We start from the raw sequence: 22,725 nt of genomic DNA, 5'->3' as shown, positions 1-22,725 counted from the left end.
GATATCAGCTAGGGGGCTGGGACGATGCGACTGACAATTAAAGCCAAATTGGTGACAGCGTTCACCTTCATCATATTAATGCTCGTGGGCACGGCCGGTTATGGCATCATGAGCCTGGGTTCGCTCAACGACACGCTCGGCAACCTGCTCGCAGGCCCGGCCGCGCGTCTGGAATTGACGCAGAACATCAACATTGCGCAGCTTGAAACCATTCGCCAGCAGAAGAACCTGCTTGCGGCTTCCGATCCGAAGGAAATGCAGTCCTCGATCGAAAAGGGCAATTCTGCCCGCGAAGACCTGACGACCGCCCTGAGCGGCGTTCAGAAGATTGCTGATCCCGAGAACCGCGCCCGCTGGGCTGAAATCGATGGTATCGCTAAGCGCTTCATCGATGCCGACGACCAGATCCGCCAGATGCTGCAGGCGGGCAACAAGGACGGTGCGACCGCGGTTTCCGTCGGTGACGCACGCCAGACCGCAAATGCCATCGATGGTGCTCTCGATGAGATGCTGCAGATCGAAAAGCAGAAGATGAGCGATGCGGACAACAGCGCCGACGTTCAATATGCAAATACCCGCACCACGATGATCGCGATTGCTGCGGCCGCATTCCTTATTGCCGCGGCTACCGCTTTCTGGATCGCCAACACGATCTCCAAGGGCCTGACCCGCGCCAACACCGTCGTTCGCGAAGTCTCCGAAGGTGACCTGACGAAGACCGCCGAAATCACCAACCGCGACGAAATCGGCGAACTGCTCGGCAACGTCAACGTGATGATCGAGCGTCTGCGCGGCGTCGTTGCCGATGCTCTCTCGGCCGCCGACAACGTTTCCTCGGGCAGCCAGGAGCTCTCGGCTTCCTCCGAGCAGGTTTCGCAGGGCGCGACCGAGCAGGCAGCATCTGCCGAAGAAGCATCCGCCTCGATGGAAGAGATGGCCGCCAACATCAAGCAGAACGCCGATAACGCCGCCCAGACGGAAAAGATCGCCCGCCAGTCCGCCAAGGACGCGGAGGCTTCCGGCGACGCCGTCAACCGCGCTGTCGATGCGATGCGCACGATCGCCGAGAAGATCGGCATCGTTCAGGAAATCGCCCGCCAGACGGACCTGCTCGCTCTGAACGCCGCCGTCGAAGCGGCCCGTGCAGGCGAACATGGCAAGGGCTTTGCGGTCGTTGCTTCGGAAGTCCGCAAGCTGGCCGAACGCAGCCAGTCTGCCGCTGCCGAGATCAGCTCGATGTCGAGCGATACGGTCAAGGCCGCCCGCGACGCCGGCGAAATGCTCGGCCGCCTGGTTCCGGATATCCGCAAGACCGCCGAACTCGTCTCCGAGATCAGTGCTGCTTGCCGCGAACAGGATATCGGCGCCTCGCAGATCAACGAAGCGATCCAGCAACTCGACAAGGTGACCCAGCAGAACGCCGGTGCATCGGAAGAAATGTCGGCGACGTCGGAAGAGCTTGCTGCACAGGCAGAAGAGCTGCAGGCCTCGATCGCCTTCTTCAAGGTCGATACCGCAGGTGCGGCCCGTTCCAGCGCGCAGCGCACGCCGGTCAAGGCCGTGACCAAGGTCGTCAAGGCTTCGGCTCCGGTTCGCAAGCCCGCCAGCGATCACTCGCACTTCAGCCATAGCAGCCAGTCGGTGTCGGCCCAGCAGGCCCGTGCCAAGGGCTTCGCACTCGACATGTCGATGGGCGGCCCGGACTCGCACGACGACGACTTCCGCGAAAGCGCCTGATCGATAGATGAACAAGTGCCGCGGGCTGAGAAGTCCGCGGCATGAAATGCCCGGCGTGTGTATGCGCCGGTGTCGATCGGCCCAGGCCACCGCAGGATGCGGACCGGCTTGAAGGCTCTCCGAGGGAGAAAGCATCCGTGGCTGGCGCTCCGCGGTTTTGCTGCTGATCGTGAAAAGGCCGGTACAAAACGGTGCCGGTGACGCGACGATGATTTTGGAACCAGCAAGACATTTCGAACGACTGCCGTTTGGGCGGCGCGGAAAGCCGCGCGTTCAGCCGGATCAACCAGAACATCTCTAGCGAGGAATGCCCCCATGACTACCGGCCGCAAAAAGGGAATCTTCCGTTCCATCGGCGCCAAAATTCTTGCAATCCAGATCTCGTCCAGCATCGCTATCGCCAGCGTCATCGGCGGCGGCGCCTATTACGGCATGAACGCCATGACGGAATCGATGAAGTCGATCTATGACGACCGCGTCGTTCCGCTGCAGCAGCTCAAGCTGGTGTCGGACGCCTATGCCGTCAGCATCGTCGATACGACGCACAAGCTGCATGCCGAAAAGCTCGACTGGCAGCAGGCCGCCTCCAATATCGAAGGCGCCAAGCATGTCATCTCCGATCAGTGGTCGGCCTATCTCGCCACCCAGCTGACGCCAGAAGAAAGCGTGATCGCCGAGAAGGTGAAGTCCGACATGGCGCGCTCCGACGTCAAGGTCGCCGAGCTTCAGGACATTCTCCAGACGCGCGATACCGCCAAGCTCGATACATTCGCCAAGAACGACCTTTATCCTGCGATCGACCCGACGACCGACGGCATCAGCAAGCTGACCGAATATCAGCTTAAGGCCGCCAAGGATCTGCGCGAGCAGGGCATTGCTCTCTTCCACTCGCTGATCCAGATGACCGTGACGATGGGTCTGCTGATCACGCTCGCCGCGATCGGTGTCGTGATCTTCGTGACCCGTGCCATCAAGCGGAACCTTTCGGCAGCCACCGATCTCGCAAGTGCCGTCGCACGCGGCGATGTCTCGGCGACCGCGACCGTCAATTCCAACGATGAAGTCCGCGACCTCGTCGATGCCCTCAACACCATGACGGCCAATCTTCGCGATACGGCAAGCATTGCCGACAAGATCGCCAATGGCGACCTGACCGTCACGCCGAAGCCGCTGTCCGACAAGGACGTGCTTGGACTCTCGCTGGAAAGCATGGTCGAGCGTCTGCGTGGCGTCGTTGCCGATGCTCTCTCGGCCGCCGACAACGTTTCCTCCGGCAGCCAGGAACTCTCGGCCAGCGCCGAGCAGGTTTCGCAGGGCGCGACCGAGCAGGCAGCATCGGCCGAAGAGGCGTCTGCCTCGATGGAAGAGATGGCCGCCAACATCAAGCAGAACGCCGATAACGCCGCCCAGACGGAAAAGATCGCCCGTCAGTCCGCCAAGGACGCGGAAACCAGCGGCGAGGCCGTGGCACGCGCTGTCGAGGCCATGCGCACCATCGCCCAGAAGATCGGCATCGTTCAGGAAATCGCCCGTCAGACCGACCTTCTCGCTCTGAACGCCGCCGTCGAAGCCGCTCGTGCCGGCGAACATGGCAAGGGCTTCGCTGTCGTCGCATCGGAAGTCCGCAAGCTTGCCGAACGCAGCCAGTCTGCTGCCGCCGAGATCAGCTCGATGTCGACCGACACAGTCAAGGCAGCGCAGGATGCCGGCGACATGCTCGGCCGTCTGGTGCCGGATATCCGCAAGACCGCCGAACTCGTCTCCGAGATCAGCGCCGCCTGCCGCGAGCAGGATATCGGTGCGGCCCAGATCAACGAAGCGATCCAGCAGCTCGACAAGGTGACCCAGCAGAATTCCGGCGCATCGGAAGAGATGTCGGCAACCTCGGAAGAGCTCGCCACCCAGGCCGAGGAACTGCAGGCCTCGATCGCCTTCTTCAAGGTCGAAACCTCGGGCCACGCCCGCACGACAGCTGCCCGGATGAGCGCCCGCCCCGCCGCTTCGCCGCGCAAGCCCGTCAAGGCGGTTGCGGCAGCCAACAGCGTCGCCAGCCAGCAGGCCCGCGCGAAAGGTTTTGCCCTGGACATGTCAATGGGTGGTCCCGACGACGGTGACGCCGAATTCAAGGAAAGCGCATAATCATGGCCTCGACATCCCTGGAAGCTCAATTCGTGACCTTCAGCCTCGGCGATGAAATCTTCGCCGTTCCGGTGGAGGTGGTGCGGGAAATTCTGGACTATGCGGAAGCTTTCAAGATTCCCAACGGTCCCGACTATCTGCTCGGCCTTCGCGACGTGCGCGGCCAGGGTGTTCCGACCATCGATCTGCGCCTGAAACTCGGTATGTCGAAGACCGTGCCCACGCCGCATACGCGTGTGCTCGTTCTCGACATACCGATGGAAAGCCGGGTGCTGACGCTCGGCCTCGTCGCCGACCGGGTCTTCGAGGTGACGCCCTTCCGGCAGGACCAGATCGAGGCGGCGCCGGATATCGGTACCCGCTGGCGTTCCGATTACATCGCTGGCGTCGTGCGCCGTGAAAACGGCTTCGTCGTCATCGTCGACCTGGCGCGGCTGCTGTCGCGCGAGGACGCTTCGGCATTGCAATCGGCAGCTTAGGCTGCCGACTTTTGGGGGTTTTGAGTTATGAGTATGGCAGCAGTGGAAGCCCAATTGCCGGGCGACCGGATCAGCAAGCGCAATTTCGACAAGCTTTCCCGGTTCATCTACGACTACAGCGGCATCAAGATGCCGCCGTCGAAGCTGACGATGCTGGAGGGCCGGCTGCGCCGCCGCCTTCGCGCCACCAACCATTCGACATTCGACGACTATTGCGATTTCCTGTTCGATGAAGGCGGCCTGGATCAGGAAACGGTCTATCTGATCGATGTCGTCACCACCAACAAGACGGACTTCTTCCGCGAAGCCAAGCATTTCGAGTATATGCAGATGACGGCGCTGCCGGCGCTGGTTTCGAGCGGCGTGCGCAAGATCCGCACCTGGAGCTCGGCCTGCTCGACGGGCGCCGAGCCTTACACGATGGCGATGGTGCTTTCCGAATTCGTGGAAGAGAATGCCGGTCTTTCCTACAGCGTGCTGGCGACCGACCTCAGCACCGATGTGCTGCAGACGGCGCGCCGCGGCATCTATGCGCAGGATCTGGTGCAGCCGGTGCCTTACGATCTGCAGCGCAAATATGTAATGACCGCCAAGCAGGCCGGGCGCCGCGAAGTGCGCATCTCGCCAAAGCTGCGCAGCAAGATCGGCTTTGCGCGCATGAACCTGATGGACGACAAATATCCGGTCGGCGAGCCGATGCAGATCATCTTCTGCCGCAATGTGCTGATCTATTTCGACAAGCCGACGCAGCAATCCGTGCTGACGCGGCTCTGCGACTGCCTTGCCGATGGCGGCTACATGTTCATCGGCCACTCGGAATCGATCACCGGATTCGACCTGCCGCTGAAGCAGGTTTCCAACACGGTGTTCCAAAAGAAGTAGAGCAGGAAAGAGATGGGAAAGAAGGTTCGCGTTCTCGTCATCGATGACTCCGCCAGCGTTCGTCAGACGCTGGTGCGCATTCTCGAGGAAGATCCCGATATTGAAGTCATGGGGGTGGCGACAGATCCCTTCATGGCCGCCCGCAAGCTGCAGGAAGACGTCCCTGATGTCATCACGCTGGATGTCGAGATGCCGCGCATGGATGGCATCACCTTCCTGCGCAAGCTGATGTCGCAGCATCCGATCCCGGTCGTCATGTGCTCGTCGCTGACCGAAGCAGGTTCCGAAACGCTGATCCAGGCGTTGGAAGCCGGCGCGGTGGATATCATTCTCAAGCAGAAGATCGGTGCGGCCGACAGTCTGGCCGACGATGCGATCCGCATTCGCGAGGTGGTGAAGGGTGCGGCTCATGCGCGCCTTCCCTCCGCTCGCCGTGTGGCGGGGGCGGCGCGTTCAGCCTCGGCCGACGGTCCGGCCAAGAAGCTGACGGCTGACGCAATGCTGCCGCCGCCGACGGGTCGTGCCATGGCGAAGACCACCGAGATGGTCGTCTGCGTCGGCGCCTCGACGGGCGGAACGGAAGCATTGCGCGAATTTCTGGAAGGATTGCCTGCGAATGCGCCGGGCATGGTCATTGTTCAGCACATGCCTGAGAAGTTCACCGCCGCCTTCGCCAAGCGCCTCAACGGTCTCTGCGAAGTCGAGGTCAAGGAAGCTGCCGATGGCGACGCTGTTCTGCGCGGCCACGTACTGATCGCGCCGGGCGACCGGCATATGCTGCTGGAGCGTCAGGGGGCTCGCTACTATGTCTCGGTGAAGACAGGGCCTCTGGTTTCCCGCCACCGCCCGTCTGTCGACGTGCTCTTCCGCTCGGCGGCGCGCGCGGCGGGCTCGAACGCCATGGGCATCATTATGACCGGGATGGGCGACGATGGCGCCCGCGGCATGCTCGAGATGCACCAGGCCGGCGCCTATACGGTGGCGCAGGACGAAGCGAGCTGCGTCGTCTTCGGCATGCCGAAGGAAGCGATCGCCAAGGGCGGCGTCAGCCGCATCCTGCCGCTCGACCAGATCGCCCGCGAAGTGCTTCTGACACAGCAGAAATTCTAGGAAAGCCGGCGGCCTTGGCCGCCGGTTCTGTTTTCAGGCGAGATAACCGCCGTCGATCGTCAGGCTAGCGCCGGTGACGAAGGATGCATCGGGGCTGGCGAGATAGGCGGCAAGGCTGGCAATCTCGCGGTCCTCGCCGAGACGACCGAGCGCCATCAGCCCCTGCAGCATCTCATGCGAACCCGGATCCGAGTTCATGTCCGTCGCCGTCGGGCCGGGCTGGATGGCGTTGACGGTGATGCCGCGTGGACCGAGATCGTGTGCAAGGCCGCGGGTCATGGCGGCGACAGCGCCTTTCGTCATGCTGTAGACCGATGCGCCGGGAAAGCCGCTGCGCTCGGCAGTGACGCTGCCGACGGTGATGATCCGGCCGCCGCTCTGCATGTGCCTTGCAGCCGCCTGCGTCCCGGCAAAGACCGCTTTGACGTTGATGGCGAACATGCGATCGAAATCGTCGAGCGAAAAGGTGTCGATCGGGCTGCGCATCAGGATCCCGGCATTGTTGACCAGAATATCGAGCCCGCCGAAATGGCGGGCGGCCTGATCGATTGCCGCCTGCAGTGCGGCCGCATCGGCGCTATCGGCCTGGATGGCGATTGCCTTGCCGCCCTCGGCCTCGATCCGGGCCGCTAGAGCCTCGGCCTTTTCCTTCGAACTTGCATAGGTGAAGGCCACCGCCGCGCCGTCCTCGGCAAGACGGCGGACGATTGCTGCGCCGATGCCGCGGGAGCCGCCGGTCACCAGTGCGGTCTTTCCATCAAGAGGTTTCGTCATGTCATGTCTCCTTATTTGGACTGTTTAGTCTAGAATTGGATATGCAAAGGCGCGCTCGGCCAACCCTCTTGTTAGCGAAGGCTGCGGATGGCGAGGCGGGCGATTGTTGTGAGGATGTCCGGTGTGGCGCCGTTGCGGGCGCTGACCTTCATGCCGGATAGCGTTGCGCCAAGAAATTGTACGGCGGCATCCGGATCGATCTCGGCGCTGATCTCGCCGCTTGCTAGGCCGTCTTCGATCAGCCTGGTGATTGCCCGGCCGAGAGTGGCCGAAGCGCTGTCTGTCAGCGTCGCGACGTCATTGTCGGTCCTGCCGAACTCGCAGACGGCGCTGACGCCCATGCAGCCGAGCGATGCCTCGGCAGTGGGACGCGAGGCGAAGGCGACGAGGGCGGCTTCCAATGCGTCGAGCGCAGAGCCGTTCCCCTTCATGTCATCAACGATGCGCGCGACACTGTCGGTGTTGTAGCGCTTCAGCGCCTCCAGATAGAGGCTGCGCTTGCCGCCGAAGGTATCGTACATGCTTTGCCGGCTGATCTTCATCGCCGTTAGCAGGGCATCGGTCGAGCTCCCCTCGTAGCCATGCTGGGAGAAGATGCCGATAGCGGCGCCGAGAGCCTTGTCCCGGTCAAATTCCTTGTGACGTGCCATGACCCTCAGATAGGGTTTCTGGACTGATTTGTCTAGAATAATTTTAACCTCTCCGGCGCTCGCTGAAGCCGCTCGGCGCCTCTCCCCTTGAAATTTCCGTGATTTTGTGGTCTTGAGGCCGCCAATCTTATAAAGCGCTGCCTTTTCCGGCGATCAGGGACCTTTCCCGCCCTGACAGCGACCCCGTACCAGTTCCAAGGAAATTGCCAACATGGCCCGTTCTGCTCTTCTCAATGTCATGGTTCAGGCTGCCATCAAGGCAGGCAAGTCGCTGGGGCGTGATTTCGGGGAAGTTCAGAACCTGCAGGTTTCGGTCAAGGGACCGGGCGACTTCGTTTCCAACGCTGATCGCAAGGCCGAGAAGATCGTCAAGGACGAGCTTCTGAAGGCTCGCCCGACCTACGGCTTCCTCGGCGAGGAAAGTGAAGAGATCAAGGGCACCGACGGCGCGCATCGCTGGATCGTCGATCCGCTCGATGGCACGACCAACTTCCTGCACGGCATTCCGATGTTTGCCGTTTCGATCGCTCTGGAGCGCAACGGCGAAATCGTCGCAGGCGTGGTCTTCAATCCGGCGACCGACGAACTCTACACCGCCGAACGTGGCGGTGGCGCATTCCTCAACGATCGCCGCCTGCGCGTCGGCGCCCGCCGCGTCCTGTCGGATGCCGTCGTTGCCTGCGGCGTGCCGCATCTCGGCCGCGGCAATCACGGCAAGTTCCTCGTCGAGTTGCGCCATGTGATGGGCGAAGTTGCCGGCGTGCGCCGCATGGGTTCGGCCTCGCTCGATCTCGCCTACGTCGCTGCCGGCCGTTTCGACGGCTTCTGGGAAAACGGTCTCTCGGCCTGGGATATCGCTGCCGGTATCCTGCTGATCCGCGAAGCAGGCGGCTACGCAACCGATTGGGATGGTGGAGCAAACGTCGTTGAAGGTGGCGCAGTGGTCGCCGGCAACGAGTACATCCACAAAGCGCTTATGGAAGTCATCAAGCGCCCTATCCCTTCGAAGTAGGACCTCATCAAAACCGACTGTTGTAAACACACGGTTTTCTGTCCCGGCATACTTCAATTCGGCACAATGTTGCTCTAGTCTCCCGGTGCTAGCAATCCGGAGGCTGCGAGACCATGGAAAATGTGAATGCGGCGGAGTTCGGCTCGACCGAAAAACCGAGCGGTACCTATACGTACAAACTCTCCAGCCCGATGTCCTTCCTCTGGACGATGCTCCTGTTCCTGGTGATCGTCGGCTTCATTGCCGCGATCCTTTTCAGGCAGACGCAGACGGCGTTCATGCACAATCCCGGCCTCAACGGGCTGATCCTCGGTGTTCTCGCCGTCGGCATCATTCTGGTTTTCAATCATGTTCTGGCGCTGCGCCCGGAAGTGCGCTGGTTCAATTCGTTCCGTGCCGCAGGCAGCGCCGACAAGGTGAACCGCAATCCGCGGCTGCTGGCGCCGATGCGGGCGCTGATCGGTAACCGCAAATCGACGGCGACGCTGTCGACGACGGCGCTGCGCTCGATCCTCGATTCGATCGCCACACGCCTCGATGAATCCCGTGACACCTCGCGCTATCTCATCGGCCTGCTCGTCTTCCTCGGTCTGCTCGGCACCTTCTGGGGCCTGATCGGCACGATCGGCTCGATCAGCAACGTCATTCAGTCGCTGGATGCCGGATCGAACGGATCGGGCGATGTTCTCGCCACCCTGAAGGAAGGCCTGTCGACTCCGCTGTCGGGCATGGGCCAGGCCTTCTCGTCCTCGTTGCTCGGCCTTTCCGGCTCGCTGATCCTCGGCTTCCTCGACCTGCAGGCCGGCCGCGCGCAGAACCGCTTTTACATGGAGCTGGAAAACGCACTGTCCTCGGTCACTGACGTGGGCTCCGATGTTCCCGTCGCCGCCGCGCTCGATGCACCCGCCGGATCGTCCGAAGACGTCCGTGCGCTTTCCGATTATCTGAAGAAGGTTTCGGAAGAAGGGGGCGCGGGCAACCAGCGCTCGGTCGCCGCGATGGCGAGCCTCGCCGAAGGCATTCAGGGCCTCGTCAAGAACATGCGCAACGAGCAGCAGATGCTGCGCGACTGGATAGAGGCACAGCAGGACGAGGCGAAGGCGATGCGCCGCACGCTCGACAGGCTCGCCGAGCGTATCGGTGGCCAGGAGCGCACCAGCTACCGCAGCAGCCAGACCGAAAAGAGCGAGGGCAAATAAGCCATGGCTCTTGCCAAGAACCGCCGCCGCGAGCGTACGGTCGATTATTGGCCGGGTTTCGTCGACGCGCTGTCGACGCTGCTGATCGCCATCATGTTCCTGCTGACGGTCTTCGTCGTTGGCCAGTTCATTCTCAGCCGCGAGATTTCCGGCCGTGACGAGGTGCTGAACCGCCTCAACAGCCAGATCAACGAGCTGACGCAGCTTCTGGCGCTGGAGAAGGGCAGCAAGCAGGATCTCGAGGATTCCGTTGCCAATCTGCAGGCTTCGCTTGCGGGTGCCGAGAGCGAGCGTTCGCGGCTGCAGGCGCTGCTCGACGCCGGTTCCGGCGGGCAGGACGCCGCGCAGCAGAAGATTGGCGGCCTGACCAAGGAACTCGACGAGCAGAAGCAGGTCAGCGAGCGGGCGATGAGCCAGGTCGAGCTGCTCAATCAGCAGATTTCAGCGCTTCGCAGCCAGATCGCCGCCGTCGAAGCGGCCCTGCAGGCATCCGAGCAGAAGGACCAGACCTCGCAGACGAAGATCGCTGATCTCGGCCGCCGCCTGAACGTCGCGCTGGCGCAGCGCGTGCAGGAACTCAACCGCTATCGTTCGGACTTCTTCGGCCGCCTGCGCGAAATCCTCTCCGACCGCGAAAACATTCGCATCGTCGGCGACCGTTTCGTGTTCCAGTCGGAAGTGCTGTTCCCATCGGGCAGCTCGGATCTGAACCCCGACGGCACGGCCGAGATGGGCAAGCTTGCCGCCGCACTTCTCGATCTCGCCAAGGAAATTCCGCCGGAGATCAACTGGGTGCTGCGCGTCGATGGCCACACGGATAATGTCGCGCTCTCCGGCAGCGGCCGCTACCGCGACAACTGGGAGCTCTCCTCGGCGCGCGCGATCTCGGTCGTCAAATACCTGATCTCGCAGGGTGTTCCCGCCGACCGCCTGGTGGCCGCCGGCTTCGGCGAGTTCCAGCCGATCGCGCCAGGCGACACACCGGAAGCCCGGGCGACGAACCGCCGTATCGAGCTCAAGCTCACCGAGAAATAAGTGTGGGGTGGCGTTTCGCCGCCCTGCCATCGCCCCAAATTTCAGAGAGTGGAATCCAGCAGTTGCGGCTGACGCTGCCACTGCATAACCTTGGATTCGTGAATGCGGGGGAGGCGTTCGGGATGGAATGTGATGTGCTCGTCATCGGCGCAGGCCTGGCGGGATTGGTGGCGGCAGCCGAGGCTGCCGATCGCGGACACAAGGTCTGCATCGTCGATCAGGAAGGGGAGCAGAGCCTCGGGGGCCAGGCTTTCTGGTCTCTCGGCGGGCTGTTCTTCGTCAACAGTCCCGAGCAGCGGCGGCTGGGCATTCGCGACAATATCGATCTGGCGCGGCAGGACTGGTCTGGATCTGCAGGTTTCGACCGGCCGGAGGATTACTGGCCGCGGCTTTGGGCCGAAGCCTATCTCGAATTTGCCGCAGGCGAAAAACGGTCCTGGCTGCATCAGCAGGGCATGCGCTGGTTTCCTGTCGTCGGCTGGGCCGAGCGCGGCGGCGGCATGGCGCATGGTCACGGCAATTCGGTGCCGCGCTTTCACCTGACCTGGGGAACGGGACCGGCGGTTCTGGAGCCGTTCATTCGCCGTGTGCGCGCGGCAGAGGAAGAAGGAAAGATCACCTTCGCCTTCCGCCATCGCGTCGACGACCTGATCGTCGAGAACGGCACTGTCGTCGGGGCCTTCGGCACCGTGCTGGTGCCCGACAATGCCCCGCGCGGCAAGCCGACAGCGCGGATGATCTCCGGCACCTTCCAGATCCGGGCCGGTGCGATCATCGTCACGTCCGGCGGTATCGGCGGCAATCACGATCTCGTCCGGCGCAACTGGCCGCAGCAGCGGCTCGGACCTCCACCGGCTTCCATGGTCGCGGGCGTGCCCGCGCATGTCGATGGCCGCATGCTGGAGATCGGCGAGCGGGCGGGCGCCCGCGTCATCAATGGCGATCGCATGTGGCACTACACAGAAGGCTTGAAGAACTGGGATCCGGTCTGGGCGAACCACGGCATCCGCATCCTGCCCGGGCCGTCGTCCTTCTGGTGCGATGCGCGCGGCAACCGGTTTGCCGCCCCTGCCATGCCGGGCTTCGATACGTTGGGGACGCTGAAGGCGATCAGACAGACCGGCTACGACTACAGCTGGTTCATCCTCACCAAGGCGATCATCAAGAAAGAATTCGCGCTATCCGGCTCCGAGCAGAACCCGGATCTGACAGGCAAGGATATCAAGCTGCTGTTGCAGCGCCTCGGCAGCGAGCCGCCGGGGCCGGTGAAGGCCTTCATGGACAAAGGCGAGGATTTCATCGTCCGCAACACGCTGGAGCAGCTGGTCGATGGCATGAATGCGCTGACGGGCGAGGGGCTGCTCGACGTGTCGCATATCCGCCATCAGATCGAGGCGCGCGACCGCGAGATAGAAAACAGCTTCTCCAAGGATGCGCAGGTGACGGCGATCCGCGGCGCTCGCGGCTATGTCGGCGACAAGCTGCTCAGAACCGCGCGGCCGCACAGGTTGCTCGATCCGGCCAAGGGGCCGTTGATCGCTGTACGTCTGCACATCCTGACGCGCAAATCGCTCGGCGGGCTGGAAATGGATTTGTCGGCCCGGGTTATCGGTCCTGATGGAAATGCGGTGCCTGGTCTCTATGCAGCGGGCGAGGTCGCCGGCTTCGGCGGTGGCGGCATGCATGGTTACAACGCGCTGGAAGGGACCTTCCTCGGCGGTTGTATTTTTTCCGGCCGCGTGGCCGGGCGAGCGGTATGAGAAAAGGCGGCAACCTTATCGGGTGCCGCCTTTGTCAGGATCAAGCCGTGGGCTTGGTCTGATCGTCAACTGTTGCGCCGGGCGCATTCTTCTTGATGGATTCAATGGCGCTCAGCACGGATGCCTTGGCCTTGTAACCTTCCGAGCCGAACATCTGCTCGCCGTTAGACGCCTTGAAGCGGAAACGGAATTCGCCGGCCTTGTCTTTGTACACTTCAAACTTATACATCGAATGTCTCCCAAAATCAGGAAGTTGCCCCGGTAACAGGCGATAATCTAGAGCAAAAGTTGAGACTATTCCATCTGGATATTTGCGCCTTCGACGATTGGCTCCCACTTCGCCAATTCGGCCTTCACATGGGCGCCAAGCTCGTCCGGCGTCGAGCCGACAATGGTGGCGCTGAACTCCTTCATGCGGCCTGCGACAGCCGGATCCTTGAGCGCCTTGTTGGCCGACTCGTTCAGCTTGGCGACGACATCTGCGGGCGTATTGGCCGGGGCGAAAAGCGCGTTCCAGGTATAGGTCTCGTAGCCCGGAACACCTGATTCAGCGACCGTCGGAATGTCAGGGAAAGAGGGCGCGCGCTGGGCCGTCGTGACCGCCAGCGCCCGAAGCTTGCCGCTCTTGATATGGCCGGACGAGGAAGGGAGGTTGTCGAACATGATCGACACCTGGTTGCCGAGAAGATCGGTCAGCGCCGGTCCTGCCCCCTTGTAGGGGATGTGCTGCATCTTGGTGCCGGCCATGGCATTGAAGAGCTCGCCGGAGAGATGCAGCGGCGTGCCGTTACCCGAAGAGGCGTAGCTCCACTTGTCCGGCTCGGCCTTTAAAAGCGCGATCAGTTCCTGCACGTTCTTGGCGGGCAGCTCCGGATTGACGACCAGCACGTTCGGCACGATGACGAGAAGCGAGACCGGCGAGAAATCCTTCTGCGGGTCGTAGGGCGTCGATTTCAGGATCAGCGGGTTCAGCGCGTGGGTGGCGACGGTGCCCATCAGGATGGTGTAGCCATCCGGTTCGGCGCGGGCGACATTATCGGCGCCGAGATTGCCGCCGGCACCGGCGACGTTCTGCACGATCACCTGCTGGCCGAGGTCCTCCGACATCTTCTCGGCGATGATGCGGGCCACCACGTCGGTCGATCCGCCGGCCGCGAAAGGCACGACCATCGTGATCGTGCGATCCGGAAAGCCTTCCGCCATCGCCGTGCCGGCGCTGAGCGTGGCAAACAGCCCAAGGCCGAGCGCCAGGCTTGCCCGGCGGGTGAAATTGAAAAGCGCCATTCGATTCTCCTCCCAGAATTCAACAGCTATGCACCCGGCTGCGTCTGACCGGGCAGGAGGAGGTTAGGGCAGCGCGCTTTAAAGGCAACCACGGATGGTGCCGAAGCGAATTCGACTTTAGTCGCCTTGGAATGGGGGATTGATATTACATTTGCTCCTCCGATAACCATCTAGGGATAAAGCAAGTCTTCTGCCGCTCGCCCCGCGGGTGGCCCTCATGAGGTTTTGATATGCATCCGTCCCCCGATGCTCTTTCCATCTCCACTGCTGCCGAAGACGGCGCCTGGCCGCTGCGCCGCCGCCGTATCCTCGATTGGCTCGTCAACGAAACCCGCAGCGAACGCTTCATCGACAATATCTTCGTCGAGATGAACGAGCGGCTGATCGAGGCGGGCGTGCCGCTCGGCCGGGCTACGCTGCACTTCCGTACGCTGCATCCGCAATGGATGGGTGCGCGGGTTCTCTGGCGGCCGGGCATGAAGGACGCGAAAATCACCACCTTCGGCTATGGTGTCGAAAACACGCCGCAGTTCCTCAGCAGCCCGATGAACGAGATCTTCAGCGGCGCTTCGGAAGTGCGCCAGGACCTCGAAGGCGAAATCCGCAGCGACTATGCGCTCTACGAGGAACTGCGCGGCGAGGGGCTGACAGATTACATCGCCTGGCCGCTGGAGCACACGCTCGGCAAACGGCATGTGGTGACCTTCTCCAGCAATGTTGCCGGCGGCTTCACCGCCGATCAGATCGCCTTCCTGCGTGATCTTCTTCCGGCGCTGACGCTGGTCAGCGAAATCCGGGTGAAGAATATCCTGGCGCGCACCCTGCTGCAGACCTATGTCGGCCCGCATGCGAGCGAGCAGATCCTGGCGGGCGCCACCACCCGCGGCAGCGGCAGCACAGTCGGCGCGGCGATCCTGATCTGCGATCTCCGCGACTTCACGACGATCTCGGACATGTGGCCGCGCGACGACGTGATCGAGCTGCTCAACGCCTATTTCGACGCGATGTCGGAGCCGATCGAGCGGCATGGCGGCGAGATCCTGAAATTCATGGGCGACGGGCTGCTCGCGATCTTCCCGCTCAGCAATCCCGATGCCTGCCGCAATCTGCTGACGTCGCTCAAGGAAGCCCGCAAGGCGATCAACGACCTCAACACGTTCAACGCCGAACGCGGCGTCGTCGAGCTCCGCTACGGCGTCGGCGTCCATGTCGGCGATGTGATGTACGGCAATATCGGCTCGCGCAAACGCCTCGACTTCACTGTCATCGGCCCGGCCGTCAACGTCGCCTCGCGGCTGGAAACCCTGACCAAGGACGTCGGCCAGCCGGTGCTGATCTCGAAAGCCTTCGTCGACATGGCCAAATGCGGTGCCGAACTGAAACCCGTCGGCACCTTCCCGCTGCGCGGTCTCGGCGAGCCGGTCGATGTCTTCACGTTTCCGGAGGGGTAGCTTACTTCACCGCCGCCAGAAACTCTTCAGCCCCTGCATCGAATTGCAGCTTGGCGAGCTTGGCGTAGATGCCGCCGTGGCGGATGAGGGTTTGGTGGGTGCCTTCCTCGACGACGCGGCCCTGGTCCATGACGAGGATGCGGTCGGCCTTGAGGACGGTTGCGAGGCGGTGGGCGATCACCAGCGTCGTGCGGCCCTGCATCAGGCCGTCGAGAGCCTTCTGGACCAGCGTTTCGCTTTCGGCATCGAGAGCCGATGTCGCTTCGTCGAGGAGCAGGATCGGGGCATTCTTCAGGATGGCGCGGGCAATGGCGATGCGCTGGCGCTGGCCGCCTGAAAGCGTGATGCCGCGTTCGCCGACCTCGGTATCGTAACCATTCGAAAGACGGGCGATGAACTCGTCTGCCTGCGCGGCGATTGCGGCTGCGCGCACCTCTTCGCGGCTGGCGCCGGGGCGGCCGAAGGCGATGTTGTCGTGGATCGAGGCGGCAAAGATCGTCACGTCTTGCGGCACGATCGCCATGCGCTCGCGCAGATCGTCAGGCGAGACGCTGCGGGCATCGAGACCATCGACGTTGATGCCGCCGAGTTGCGGATCGTAGAAGCGCAGCAGAAGGGAGAAGACCGTGCTCTTGCCGGCGCCGGATGGGCCGACGATCGCTACGGTTTCACCGGGCACGACGTTGAAGGTCAGGCCGTGCAGGGCGGACTTGTCCGGCCGCGAGGGATAGGCGAAGTGCACATCGGTGAATTCGACCCTGCCACGGGCGGGCATCGGCAGCGTTTCGGGCTTGGCCGGGGCTGAGATCGGGGAGACTTCGTCCAGCAGTTCGGTCAGGCGGTCGGCGGCGCCGGCGGCCTGCGAGAGCTCGCCCCAGACTTCCGAGAGCGCGCCGAGCGAGCCGGCGGCAATCACCGAATAGAGCAGGAACTGGCCGAGTGTGCCGGCAGACAGCGTGCCGGTCAGAACGTTGTGGGCGCCGACCCAGAGAACGGCGACGACGCTGCCGAAGATCAGGGTGATGGCGATGCCGGTCAGGAGCGCGCGCGAACGGATGGCGGAACGCGCGGCCTGATAGGCGGATTCGACGGCGGAAGCATAGCGGCCGGAAGCGGCATCCTCGCCGTTGAAGGCCTGTACGGTGCGGGTGGCGGCGATCGTCTCGTTGGCGAAGGCGGAGGCTTGCGCCAGCGTGTCCTGCGCGGCGCGCGAGCGTTTGCGCACCGAGCGGCCGAAGGCGACGAGCGGGAAGACGATCAGCGGGATGGCGCCGAGCGCCAGGCTTGCGAGCTTCGGCGATGTCACGACCATCATGCCCATGGCGCCGAAACAGAGGATCAGGTTGCGCAGCGCCACCGAGGCTGTCGCGCCGACGGCGGACTTGATCTGCGTCGTATCGGCCGTCAGCCGCGAGACGATCTCGCCGGACTGGTTGACGTCGAAGAAAGAGGGGGAGAGGCGGGTGACATGCGTGAACACATCCTGGCGCAGATCCGAGACGATGCGCTCGCCGAGCGTGATGACGAAATAGTAGCGCAGCGCGCTGGCGATCGCGAGCACGACGGCCATCCCCATCAGCATGGCGAAGTAGCTGTTGATGAAGGTGCCGTCAGGCTGGGTGAAGCCGTGGTCGATCATCCGGCGGACGGCGAGCGGCAGGGCAAGAGAGGTGACGGCGGCGAGTGCGAGCGCGACGAGAGCTCCGGCGACCATGCCGCGATAGCGCATGATATAAGGCGTCAACCGTCCGAGAGGCTTCAGCGACCGCGACTTCTTTTCCCCGCCCTGCACTGCGTCTGTCAAATCATCTCCAATCGCCTTCAAACCGTTGATCACCAGCTTGTTGGCACTTGTTATCCGGATGGCCTTCATGTATAGGCACCGCATCCGAATGGGAAGCCGTAGCCTTCGCGACTGCGGCTTCATTTATTCAATCGGTTCTCTTGCCGCAATGACATGCGTCAAATTGGACCCTGGCATCGCAGGAAGATTGTTATGAAGGCTGATATCCATCCCGACTACCACACCATCAAGGTGGTCATGACTGACGGTACCGAATACGAAACCCGCTCGACCTGGGGTTCGGAAGGCGCTGTCATGAACCTCGAAATCGATTCCAAGTCCCATCCGGCATGGACGGGCGGCAACCAGCAGCTCATGGACCGCGGTGGCCGCGTTTCCAAGTTCAACAAGCGCTTCGGCGGCCTCGGCCTCTAATCGCTTCTGCGGTACTACGGAATTTGAAAAGAGCCCGGTTTCGACCGGGCTTTTTTATTGTCCGGATTCTGGATTTCGGCAGGAAATGAAAAGGCCGACTGTGCAGGGAACACAGCCGGCCGGTCTTTAAAGTATGGCAGTAGAAACTTAGTTGTTGCCGAACGCCGTCTGCAGCAGGCTGAGCTGCGCCTGGACGCTGTTCTGGTTGTCATGCACGATCGGTGCTTCCGACGGACGGTAGATTTCGCGATCGAGCAGGGCGATGCGGTTCTGCAGGCGCAGCGAGCGCTCGACGAGATCGCGGAAGGATTCCGGCAGGTCGCCCCAGCCCGGAGCGTTGCGGTCGACGTTGAAGCCGTCGAGGCGAACCTTGTTCTTTTCAGCGAGAACCTGATCGCGGGACATCTCGCCGTTGTTGACGGCGCGCTGCAGGAGCAGCCAGGATGCCATCTGCATCAGGCGGGTGGTGAGGCGCATGGATTCTGCTGCGTAGAGGACGGATGCCATGCGGGGCAGGACCTTCGAAGCGGCGCGGCCGTTACCATCGAGGTAGGCTGCGGTTTCTTCGACCAGCGACATGCCTTCTGCATAAAGCGTCTTGAACTGCGACGATGCGGCGGCGCGTCCTGCGAAGCTGATCGTATTCAAACCAAGTTCCGACATTCCAATGGTCCCTGTTGCACGCGTCTACATATGGTCAGGTAACGCCAGCCGGAAGTAAAAGTTTCAGCGGCGGGTCTTTATGTCTTTAAGATGGTATCATTACCCTAAATGCGCAAGGCGTTTCTTAAGAAAGGGTTAACTTCCACAGATTCGTGGTGAACGGCCGCGCAGGCAAAAAGAAGAGCCGCAAAAGCGGCTCTCAAGGTAAAACAGGGAGAAAAATCAGACCAATTCACCGCATGGAAAACTGTCTGAGATCCAGACGAAATCTGGATGCGTTAAGTAATAGCTCGTAAAGCTTAATTGTATGTTAATACTGTTCTTGATTGAGACTTGCCGCGGCGCGTTTTGCGCTTGCCTGTGACTTTTTTCGGGCTTTTACGAGCGGAACAGGCCTTCGGCCGCAGCGCGCCCGGAAGCCTTCTTCGCCGACTCGGCTTCGAGTCTCGCGATCTCGCTTTTCAGGAGCTCGACGCGCTCCTTGAGTTCGCCGACGGACAGCAGCGACAGGTCTTGGCCGATCTCGTGCGCTGTCTTCTTCTGTGGCCGTTCCTCGTCAAAGAAGCTCATGGGGCAATCCTCCTGCGTTGGCTTTTCAGCCGTACTTTACAGCAGGATCGCCGCTTTCGGGAGCCTTGCTGGAACCGCGGTCGGCAAGGGTCATGCTCTCGGGCGTGATCATCGGCGAGGTTGCCGTCGGGATCGTCGTATAGGCGTCGCGTTCGCTTGGATGTATGGCGGCGCGCAGGCGGCTGCGGATGATCGCGTAGGCGGCGATCAGGATATGCGCGATGGCGGTTACCAGGAACAGCGCGTGCGGGCTGACGACGGACATGACGGGGCCGCCGATGGTCGGGCCGATTACCGTGCCGATGCCATAGAGCAGCAGCAGGCCGCCCGAGACCTTTACGAAATCCTCGGAGGAGGCGAAGTCGTTCGCATGGGCGACGGCGATCGGATAGAGCGTGTTGGCGACCGCGCCGTAGAAAACGACGAGGCCGATCACCCAGAAGGGATCCGACGGACTGAAGACGACGATGAGGATGCCGGCGAGGGCGGCAAGCGCCGACATGGCGGCCAGCACATAGCGGCGGTCGATACGGTCGGAGAGGCGGCCGGCCGGGAACTGCATGACGGCACCGGCGAAGATCGTGGCGCTCATCATGATGGCGATGCTGGTATCGGAAAGGCCGGCACCGGCGCCGAAAACCGCGCCCAGCGTACCATAGGCGCCATTGGCGATGCCGACGAGCAGGATGCCGAGGCAGGAAACCGGCGAATTGCGGTAGAGCGCCGGCAGATCGAGCCTGACCGCCTTCAGCGGCTGCGGCGAGGCTGCGGTCGAGAGTGTGGTCGGCAGCATGGCGACGCAATAGAAGACGCCGCAGATCATGAAGAGAACGGGCGTGCGCACATCTTCGAGCGGGATCATCATCTGGCCGCCGACGACGCCGAAAAGGGTGATGGCGATATAGAGCGAGAAGATCGCGCCGCGGCTCTCATTGGTCGCCCGCTCGTTCAGCCAGCTTTCGATGATCATCGAGGTGCCGGCGGTGGAGAAGCCGGTGACGGCGCGCAGCGCGATCCACCAGAAGGGATCGATGATGATGCCGCTGAAGAGAGCGGAGATGGCGATGATCGAGATGAAGCCGGAGAAGGCGCGCACATGGCCGACACGGCGCACCATGTTCGGCGCCACGAGGCAGCCGACGACGAAGCCTGCGGCCCAGGATGTGCCGAGCAGGCCGAGCGTGGTTGTGGCATAGCCCTCGAGATTGCCGCGGACGGGAAGCAGGATGCCCTGCAGGCCGTTGCCCATGAAGAGGAAAAGCGTTCCGAAAAGCAGCGCAGCGACGGACAGCAGATTTCTTCTCATATCCCCACTCTCGAAGAGTTCTGTGTTGAAAAGACATAAGACGAGACGCTGTCCCGCCTAGCCCCTATGGTGTTGATTGTGCCCCGGAATGCCGCTACGGCATGAAGAAATCTTGTGTTTGCGCGGAATAATGTCCGTCCTGTGACATTCTGATAATGTTGGAAAAATAAAACCATGACCAAGCTGCTCGCATTGCTGCTCATCCTGGCCATGGTCATACACATCATCAAGCCGCTGGGGCTGCCCGGTTTGCGACGCAGGATGGACTTCTGGAAGATTGCGCTGGTCGCTTTCGCGATCTGGTCGGTGGCGCTGATCGCCCGCGAGTTCGTCGGCTAGGCCAGGATCTCGCCGCGCATGACGAAGACGCAGCTGCCGGAGATCCGGACATCGGTGACCGTGTCGCCGTTTTTCGTCACATCAACCTCGATGATGCTGCGGCGGCCCATCTCGACACCCTGCTCGATGGTGACGCGTTGCTGGCCGTCGGTTCCGGGCGCGCGGGAAACCAGATAGGCCGAGAGGGCAGCCGAGGCGCTGCCGGTCGCCGGGTCTTCGGCGACGTTGTCGAGCGGTGCAAACATGCGCGCGCGAAGGTGCCAGGGGTTCTCCTTCGAGCGCACATAGAGGAACAGCGAGAAGTCGTGATTGTTTTCGCTGCGGTTGCCAGCGGCTTCACGGAACAGGGCAGGGTTCGGCACCGCCGCGGCAAGCGCCTCCAGACTGTCGAGCTCGGCGACGGCAAATTCGAGGCCGACGGAGACGAAGAGCGGGCGGTGGAGCGCGGTGGCGATCTGGTCCGGCCGGATGGCGATGCAGCGGGCGATATCGGCTTCCGGGATCGTTGCGCCCGTCTGCAGCGGCTTCGGTGCGCGGATGGTCGCGGCGGTCACCTGCCCGTTGCTGCGGCGCAGGTCGACGTCGACGATCCCCGCGGCCTCCTCGAAACGCAGGCGATCGCCGACCGGCTTGCCGAAGATCTCGCTCTGCTGGCCGATGAAATAGGCGGTGCCGACATTCGGATGGCCGGCGAAGGGCACTTCCATGGTCGGCGTGAAGATACGGACATGCGCGGTGTTGGCCGGATCCTTCGGCGGCAGGACGAAGGTGATTTCGGAATAGCCGAACTCGGCGGCGATCTTCTGCATCGTGCCGGTATCGAGCGCTTCGGCGCCGGTGATGACGGCGAGCGGATTGCCTTCGAAACGCGTGGAGGTGAAGACGTCGAGTGTTGTGTAGGAGAGATTGGGCACGGCTGGCTCCCGTTCGGCTTTCCCAGATGTTTAGCCGGGAGCGCCTGTGACAGAAGGGGCAAACTTGTCGCCGTGACAAAGAAAAATGGGCGGCCCGGGCCGCCCATTGCCGGTCAAACGAGGGCGCTCTCGCGCGCCGGAGACTTGTCGACGCTCGCCGCATAGATCTGGGTGATCGTTGCGGTCAGGCTCGCGTCGAATTCCGCGTCGCTCATCGAAACGCGCAGATTTTCCGCCAGTGCGCGCGAGAAGCTCGCGATCATGCCGTCGTTGTGGCTGAGCTTTTCGCAGGCGTCCTCGGTGTTGTATCCGCCGGAAAGGGCGACGACGCGGATCACCGACTTATGAGCGATCAACGGCGCATAGAAATCGGCAACCGTCGGGATCGTCAGCTTGATCATGACGTTGTCGCCTGCGGGAAGCTTGTCCAGTTCCTTGAGGATCTCGTCGCGCAGGATGGCTTCTGCTTCTTGCTTCGTCGGGCTGTCGATCGAGACTTCCGGCTCGATGATCGGGACGAGGCCGTGGCCGATGATCTGACGCGCGACTTCGAACTGCTGCTTCACGACGGCGGCGATGCCTGCCTTGTCGGCATGGGCTATGACCGAGCGCATCTTCGTGCCGAATATTCCCTTTTCCCGGGCGCGGATCAGCAGCGCGTCGAGATCCGGCATCGGCTTCATCACCTGAGCGCCGTTTGCCTCAGCCTCGAGACCCTTGTCGACCTTCAGGAAGGGGACGACGCCGCGCTTTTCCCAGAGGTAGGACGGAACCGGCTGGCCGTTGACATCGCCATCCATGGTGCGCTCGAAAAGGATCGCGCCGATGACCTTGTCGCCCGAAAAGCTGGGCGCGCTCATGATGCGGACGCGCATGGCATGCACCAGGCGAAACATCTCGTCATCGCCGGAGTAATCGGATTCATTCACGCCATAGAGACGCAATGCCTTGGGCGTCGAGCCACCGCTCTGGTCCAGCGCTGCAATGAAGCCCGGTGCAGAGCTCATCTTATTCAACATGTTCGCGTCTACCATACTGCTCCTATCCCCAAAGTTTGCGCATTACGCGCCTCAAGGCTCGCTGGCCGTCATTCGCGGATAACAGATGTTTATGGACGGGAGAATGGAAGGCTAAATCATTGAAACGATTGAATTCGTTTCAATCGTTTGAAAGTTTGGGCAGTTTTAGTCGCTCTGAGCAAAA

At 62.2% G+C, this 22,725-nt stretch carries 21 protein-coding genes and 2 pseudogenes; 13 read left to right on the top strand and 10 right to left on the bottom strand.

The window, feature by feature from the left end; translation table 11 throughout:
• Positions 1-24: 24 nt before the first annotated feature.
• The 6 genes and pseudogenes from ACODR6_RS26925 (at position 25) to ACODR6_RS26900 (ending at position 6,347) form a co-directional block, all read left to right on the top strand.
• Positions 25-1,737 carry a methyl-accepting chemotaxis protein gene (locus tag ACODR6_RS26925; protein ID WP_489025403.1) on the top strand — a complete coding sequence of 571 codons (1,713 nt, stop codon included), beginning with the start codon at positions 25-27 and terminating at the stop codon, positions 1,735-1,737.
• A 315-nt stretch (positions 1,738-2,052) separates the two neighbouring features.
• A pseudogene (locus ACODR6_RS26920) lies at positions 2,053-2,604 on the top strand (MCP four helix bundle domain-containing protein); the annotation flags it as partial.
• Positions 2,605-2,739: 135 nt separating this feature from the next.
• Positions 2,740-3,876 (top strand): annotated as a pseudogene (locus ACODR6_RS26915) (methyl-accepting chemotaxis protein); the annotation flags it as partial.
• Between the two features lie 2 nt (positions 3,877-3,878).
• Positions 3,879-4,355 carry a chemotaxis protein CheW gene (locus tag ACODR6_RS26910; protein WP_112719891.1) on the top strand — a complete coding sequence of 159 codons (477 nt, stop codon included), beginning with the start codon at positions 3,879-3,881 and terminating at the stop codon, positions 4,353-4,355.
• Positions 4,356-4,382: 27 nt separating this feature from the next.
• Complete coding sequence (locus ACODR6_RS26905) at positions 4,383-5,237, top strand: CheR family methyltransferase (protein WP_130282048.1); 855 nt, start codon at positions 4,383-4,385, stop codon at positions 5,235-5,237.
• 12 nt (positions 5,238-5,249) lie between these two features.
• Positions 5,250-6,347: a protein-glutamate methylesterase/protein-glutamine glutaminase gene (locus tag ACODR6_RS26900; protein ID WP_130282046.1), complete on the top strand. Its 1,098-nt coding sequence runs from the start codon at positions 5,250-5,252 to the stop codon at positions 6,345-6,347.
• Positions 6,348-6,380: 33 nt separating this feature from the next.
• Here the strand turns inward: ACODR6_RS26900 and ACODR6_RS26895 are convergent, their stop codons facing one another.
• Both ACODR6_RS26895 and ACODR6_RS26890 read right to left on the bottom strand, forming a co-directional pair.
• Entirely contained in the window at positions 6,381-7,121 is a 741-nt protein-coding gene (locus ACODR6_RS26895) for a 3-oxoacyl-ACP reductase family protein (protein ID WP_489025401.1), read from the bottom strand.
• Positions 7,122-7,192: 71 nt separating this feature from the next.
• On the bottom strand, positions 7,193-7,771 hold the full coding sequence (locus ACODR6_RS26890; RefSeq protein ID WP_489025399.1) for a TetR/AcrR family transcriptional regulator: 579 nt from the start codon (positions 7,769-7,771) through the stop codon (positions 7,193-7,195).
• A gap of 211 nt (positions 7,772-7,982) precedes the next feature.
• On the opposite strand from ACODR6_RS26890, the gene ACODR6_RS26885 reads away from it, so the two are divergent.
• The 4 genes from ACODR6_RS26885 (at position 7,983) to ACODR6_RS26870 (ending at position 12,777) form a co-directional block, all read left to right on the top strand.
• The gene (locus ACODR6_RS26885) at positions 7,983-8,783 is read left to right on the top strand and encodes an inositol monophosphatase family protein (protein ID WP_112719886.1); all 801 of its coding nucleotides are present in this window, start codon (positions 7,983-7,985) and stop codon (positions 8,781-8,783) included.
• Positions 8,784-8,896: 113 nt separating this feature from the next.
• Entirely contained in the window at positions 8,897-9,982 is a 1,086-nt protein-coding gene (locus ACODR6_RS26880) for a MotA/TolQ/ExbB proton channel family protein (RefSeq protein WP_112719885.1), read from the top strand.
• A gap of 3 nt (positions 9,983-9,985) precedes the next feature.
• Positions 9,986-11,017: a peptidoglycan -binding protein gene (locus tag ACODR6_RS26875; protein WP_112719884.1), complete on the top strand. Its 1,032-nt coding sequence runs from the start codon at positions 9,986-9,988 to the stop codon at positions 11,015-11,017.
• A 122-nt stretch (positions 11,018-11,139) separates the two neighbouring features.
• On the top strand, positions 11,140-12,777 hold the full coding sequence (locus ACODR6_RS26870; protein WP_489025396.1) for an FAD-binding dehydrogenase: 1,638 nt from the start codon (positions 11,140-11,142) through the stop codon (positions 12,775-12,777).
• Positions 12,778-12,817: 40 nt separating this feature from the next.
• On the opposite strand, the gene ACODR6_RS26865 is transcribed toward ACODR6_RS26870, so the two are convergent.
• Positions 12,818-13,006, bottom strand: coding sequence for a YegP family protein (locus ACODR6_RS26865; protein WP_489025394.1), 189 nt, complete (start codon positions 13,004-13,006; stop codon positions 12,818-12,820).
• A gap of 65 nt (positions 13,007-13,071) precedes the next feature.
• Positions 13,072-14,061: a Bug family tripartite tricarboxylate transporter substrate binding protein gene (locus tag ACODR6_RS26860; RefSeq protein WP_489025392.1), complete on the bottom strand. Its 990-nt coding sequence runs from the start codon at positions 14,059-14,061 to the stop codon at positions 13,072-13,074.
• A 230-nt stretch (positions 14,062-14,291) separates the two neighbouring features.
• Between ACODR6_RS26860 and ACODR6_RS26855 the strand changes: the two genes are divergently transcribed.
• Positions 14,292-15,512 carry an adenylate/guanylate cyclase domain-containing protein gene (locus tag ACODR6_RS26855; RefSeq protein WP_413710229.1) on the top strand — a complete coding sequence of 407 codons (1,221 nt, stop codon included), beginning with the start codon at positions 14,292-14,294 and terminating at the stop codon, positions 15,510-15,512.
• Position 15,513: 1 nt separating this feature from the next.
• Here the strand turns inward: ACODR6_RS26855 and ACODR6_RS26850 are convergent, their stop codons facing one another.
• On the bottom strand, positions 15,514-17,385 hold the full coding sequence (locus ACODR6_RS26850; RefSeq protein ID WP_489025389.1) for an ABC transporter transmembrane domain-containing protein: 1,872 nt from the start codon (positions 17,383-17,385) through the stop codon (positions 15,514-15,516).
• 123 nt (positions 17,386-17,508) lie between these two features.
• Between ACODR6_RS26850 and rpmE the strand changes: the two genes are divergently transcribed.
• The gene (gene rpmE / locus ACODR6_RS26845; RefSeq protein WP_007527409.1) at positions 17,509-17,730 is read left to right on the top strand and encodes a 50S ribosomal protein L31; all 222 of its coding nucleotides are present in this window, start codon (positions 17,509-17,511) and stop codon (positions 17,728-17,730) included.
• Positions 17,731-17,877: 147 nt separating this feature from the next.
• Here the strand turns inward: rpmE and rcdA are convergent, their stop codons facing one another.
• From rcdA to ACODR6_RS26830, 3 genes are all read right to left on the bottom strand, one after another.
• Positions 17,878-18,393: a protease adaptor protein RcdA gene (rcdA, locus tag ACODR6_RS26840; RefSeq protein ID WP_112719877.1), complete on the bottom strand. Its 516-nt coding sequence runs from the start codon at positions 18,391-18,393 to the stop codon at positions 17,878-17,880.
• Between the two features lie 378 nt (positions 18,394-18,771).
• A complete protein-coding gene (locus tag ACODR6_RS26835; RefSeq protein WP_112719876.1) occupies positions 18,772-18,963 on the bottom strand; it encodes a DUF1192 domain-containing protein in 192 nt (63 codons plus the stop codon).
• A gap of 25 nt (positions 18,964-18,988) precedes the next feature.
• A complete protein-coding gene (locus tag ACODR6_RS26830) occupies positions 18,989-20,269 on the bottom strand; it encodes an MFS transporter (RefSeq protein ID WP_203428067.1) in 1,281 nt (426 codons plus the stop codon).
• A gap of 174 nt (positions 20,270-20,443) precedes the next feature.
• On the opposite strand from ACODR6_RS26830, the gene ACODR6_RS26825 reads away from it, so the two are divergent.
• Positions 20,444-20,608: a hypothetical protein gene (locus ACODR6_RS26825; RefSeq protein WP_199629045.1), complete on the top strand. Its 165-nt coding sequence runs from the start codon at positions 20,444-20,446 to the stop codon at positions 20,606-20,608.
• Here the strand turns inward: ACODR6_RS26825 and ACODR6_RS26820 are convergent.
• Both ACODR6_RS26820 and ACODR6_RS26815 read right to left on the bottom strand, forming a co-directional pair.
• Positions 20,605-21,522 (bottom strand): PhzF family phenazine biosynthesis protein, encoded by a 918-nt coding sequence (locus ACODR6_RS26820; RefSeq protein ID WP_203428069.1) that lies wholly within the window; start codon positions 21,520-21,522, stop codon positions 20,605-20,607. The two genes, ACODR6_RS26825 and ACODR6_RS26820, sit on opposite strands and share 4 nt — an antisense overlap.
• 113 nt (positions 21,523-21,635) lie before the next feature.
• A complete protein-coding gene (locus ACODR6_RS26815; protein ID WP_489025385.1) occupies positions 21,636-22,556 on the bottom strand; it encodes a fructose bisphosphate aldolase in 921 nt (306 codons plus the stop codon).
• Positions 22,557-22,725: the final 169 nt, after the last annotated feature.

It is taken from the genome of Rhizobium sp. FG96 (assembly GCF_057808655.1).
This window is presented reverse-complemented; position numbering and strand designations above follow the sequence as displayed.

What these genes read in the sequence shown, in the direction of transcription:
- ACODR6_RS26880 (WP_112719885.1), top strand. Translation starts at nt 8,897, where the DNA reads ATGGAAAATGTGAATGCGGCGGAGTTCGGCTCGACCGAAAAACCGAGC.
- ACODR6_RS26865 (WP_489025394.1), bottom strand. Translation starts at nt 13,006, where the DNA reads ATGTATAAGTTTGAAGTGTACAAAGACAAGGCCGGCGAATTCCGTTTC.
- ACODR6_RS26855 (WP_413710229.1), top strand. Translation starts at nt 14,292, where the DNA reads ATGCATCCGTCCCCCGATGCTCTTTCCATCTCCACTGCTGCCGAAGAC.
- ACODR6_RS26815 (WP_489025385.1), bottom strand. Translation starts at nt 22,556, where the DNA reads ATGGTAGACGCGAACATGTTGAATAAGATGAGCTCTGCACCGGGCTTC.
- ACODR6_RS26900 (WP_130282046.1), top strand. Translation starts at nt 5,250, where the DNA reads ATGGGAAAGAAGGTTCGCGTTCTCGTCATCGATGACTCCGCCAGCGTT.
- ACODR6_RS26925 (WP_489025403.1), top strand. Translation starts at nt 25, where the DNA reads ATGCGACTGACAATTAAAGCCAAATTGGTGACAGCGTTCACCTTCATC.
- ACODR6_RS26860 (WP_489025392.1), bottom strand. Translation starts at nt 14,061, where the DNA reads ATGGCGCTTTTCAATTTCACCCGCCGGGCAAGCCTGGCGCTCGGCCTT.
- rcdA (WP_112719877.1), bottom strand. Translation starts at nt 18,393, where the DNA reads ATGTCGGAACTTGGTTTGAATACGATCAGCTTCGCAGGACGCGCCGCC.
- ACODR6_RS26875 (WP_112719884.1), top strand. Translation starts at nt 9,986, where the DNA reads ATGGCTCTTGCCAAGAACCGCCGCCGCGAGCGTACGGTCGATTATTGG.
- ACODR6_RS26830 (WP_203428067.1), bottom strand. Translation starts at nt 20,269, where the DNA reads ATGAGAAGAAATCTGCTGTCCGTCGCTGCGCTGCTTTTCGGAACGCTT.
- ACODR6_RS26910 (WP_112719891.1), top strand. Translation starts at nt 3,879, where the DNA reads ATGGCCTCGACATCCCTGGAAGCTCAATTCGTGACCTTCAGCCTCGGC.
- rpmE (WP_007527409.1), top strand. Translation starts at nt 17,509, where the DNA reads ATGAAGGCTGATATCCATCCCGACTACCACACCATCAAGGTGGTCATG.
- ACODR6_RS26825 (WP_199629045.1), top strand. Translation starts at nt 20,444, where the DNA reads ATGACCAAGCTGCTCGCATTGCTGCTCATCCTGGCCATGGTCATACAC.
- ACODR6_RS26835 (WP_112719876.1), bottom strand. Translation starts at nt 18,963, where the DNA reads ATGAGCTTCTTTGACGAGGAACGGCCACAGAAGAAGACAGCGCACGAG.
- ACODR6_RS26850 (WP_489025389.1), bottom strand. Translation starts at nt 17,385, where the DNA reads ATGAAGGCCATCCGGATAACAAGTGCCAACAAGCTGGTGATCAACGGT.
- ACODR6_RS26905 (WP_130282048.1), top strand. Translation starts at nt 4,383, where the DNA reads ATGAGTATGGCAGCAGTGGAAGCCCAATTGCCGGGCGACCGGATCAGC.
- ACODR6_RS26895 (WP_489025401.1), bottom strand. Translation starts at nt 7,121, where the DNA reads ATGACGAAACCTCTTGATGGAAAGACCGCACTGGTGACCGGCGGCTCC.
- ACODR6_RS26870 (WP_489025396.1), top strand. Translation starts at nt 11,140, where the DNA reads ATGGAATGTGATGTGCTCGTCATCGGCGCAGGCCTGGCGGGATTGGTG.
- ACODR6_RS26890 (WP_489025399.1), bottom strand. Translation starts at nt 7,771, where the DNA reads ATGGCACGTCACAAGGAATTTGACCGGGACAAGGCTCTCGGCGCCGCT.
- ACODR6_RS26885 (WP_112719886.1), top strand. Translation starts at nt 7,983, where the DNA reads ATGGCCCGTTCTGCTCTTCTCAATGTCATGGTTCAGGCTGCCATCAAG.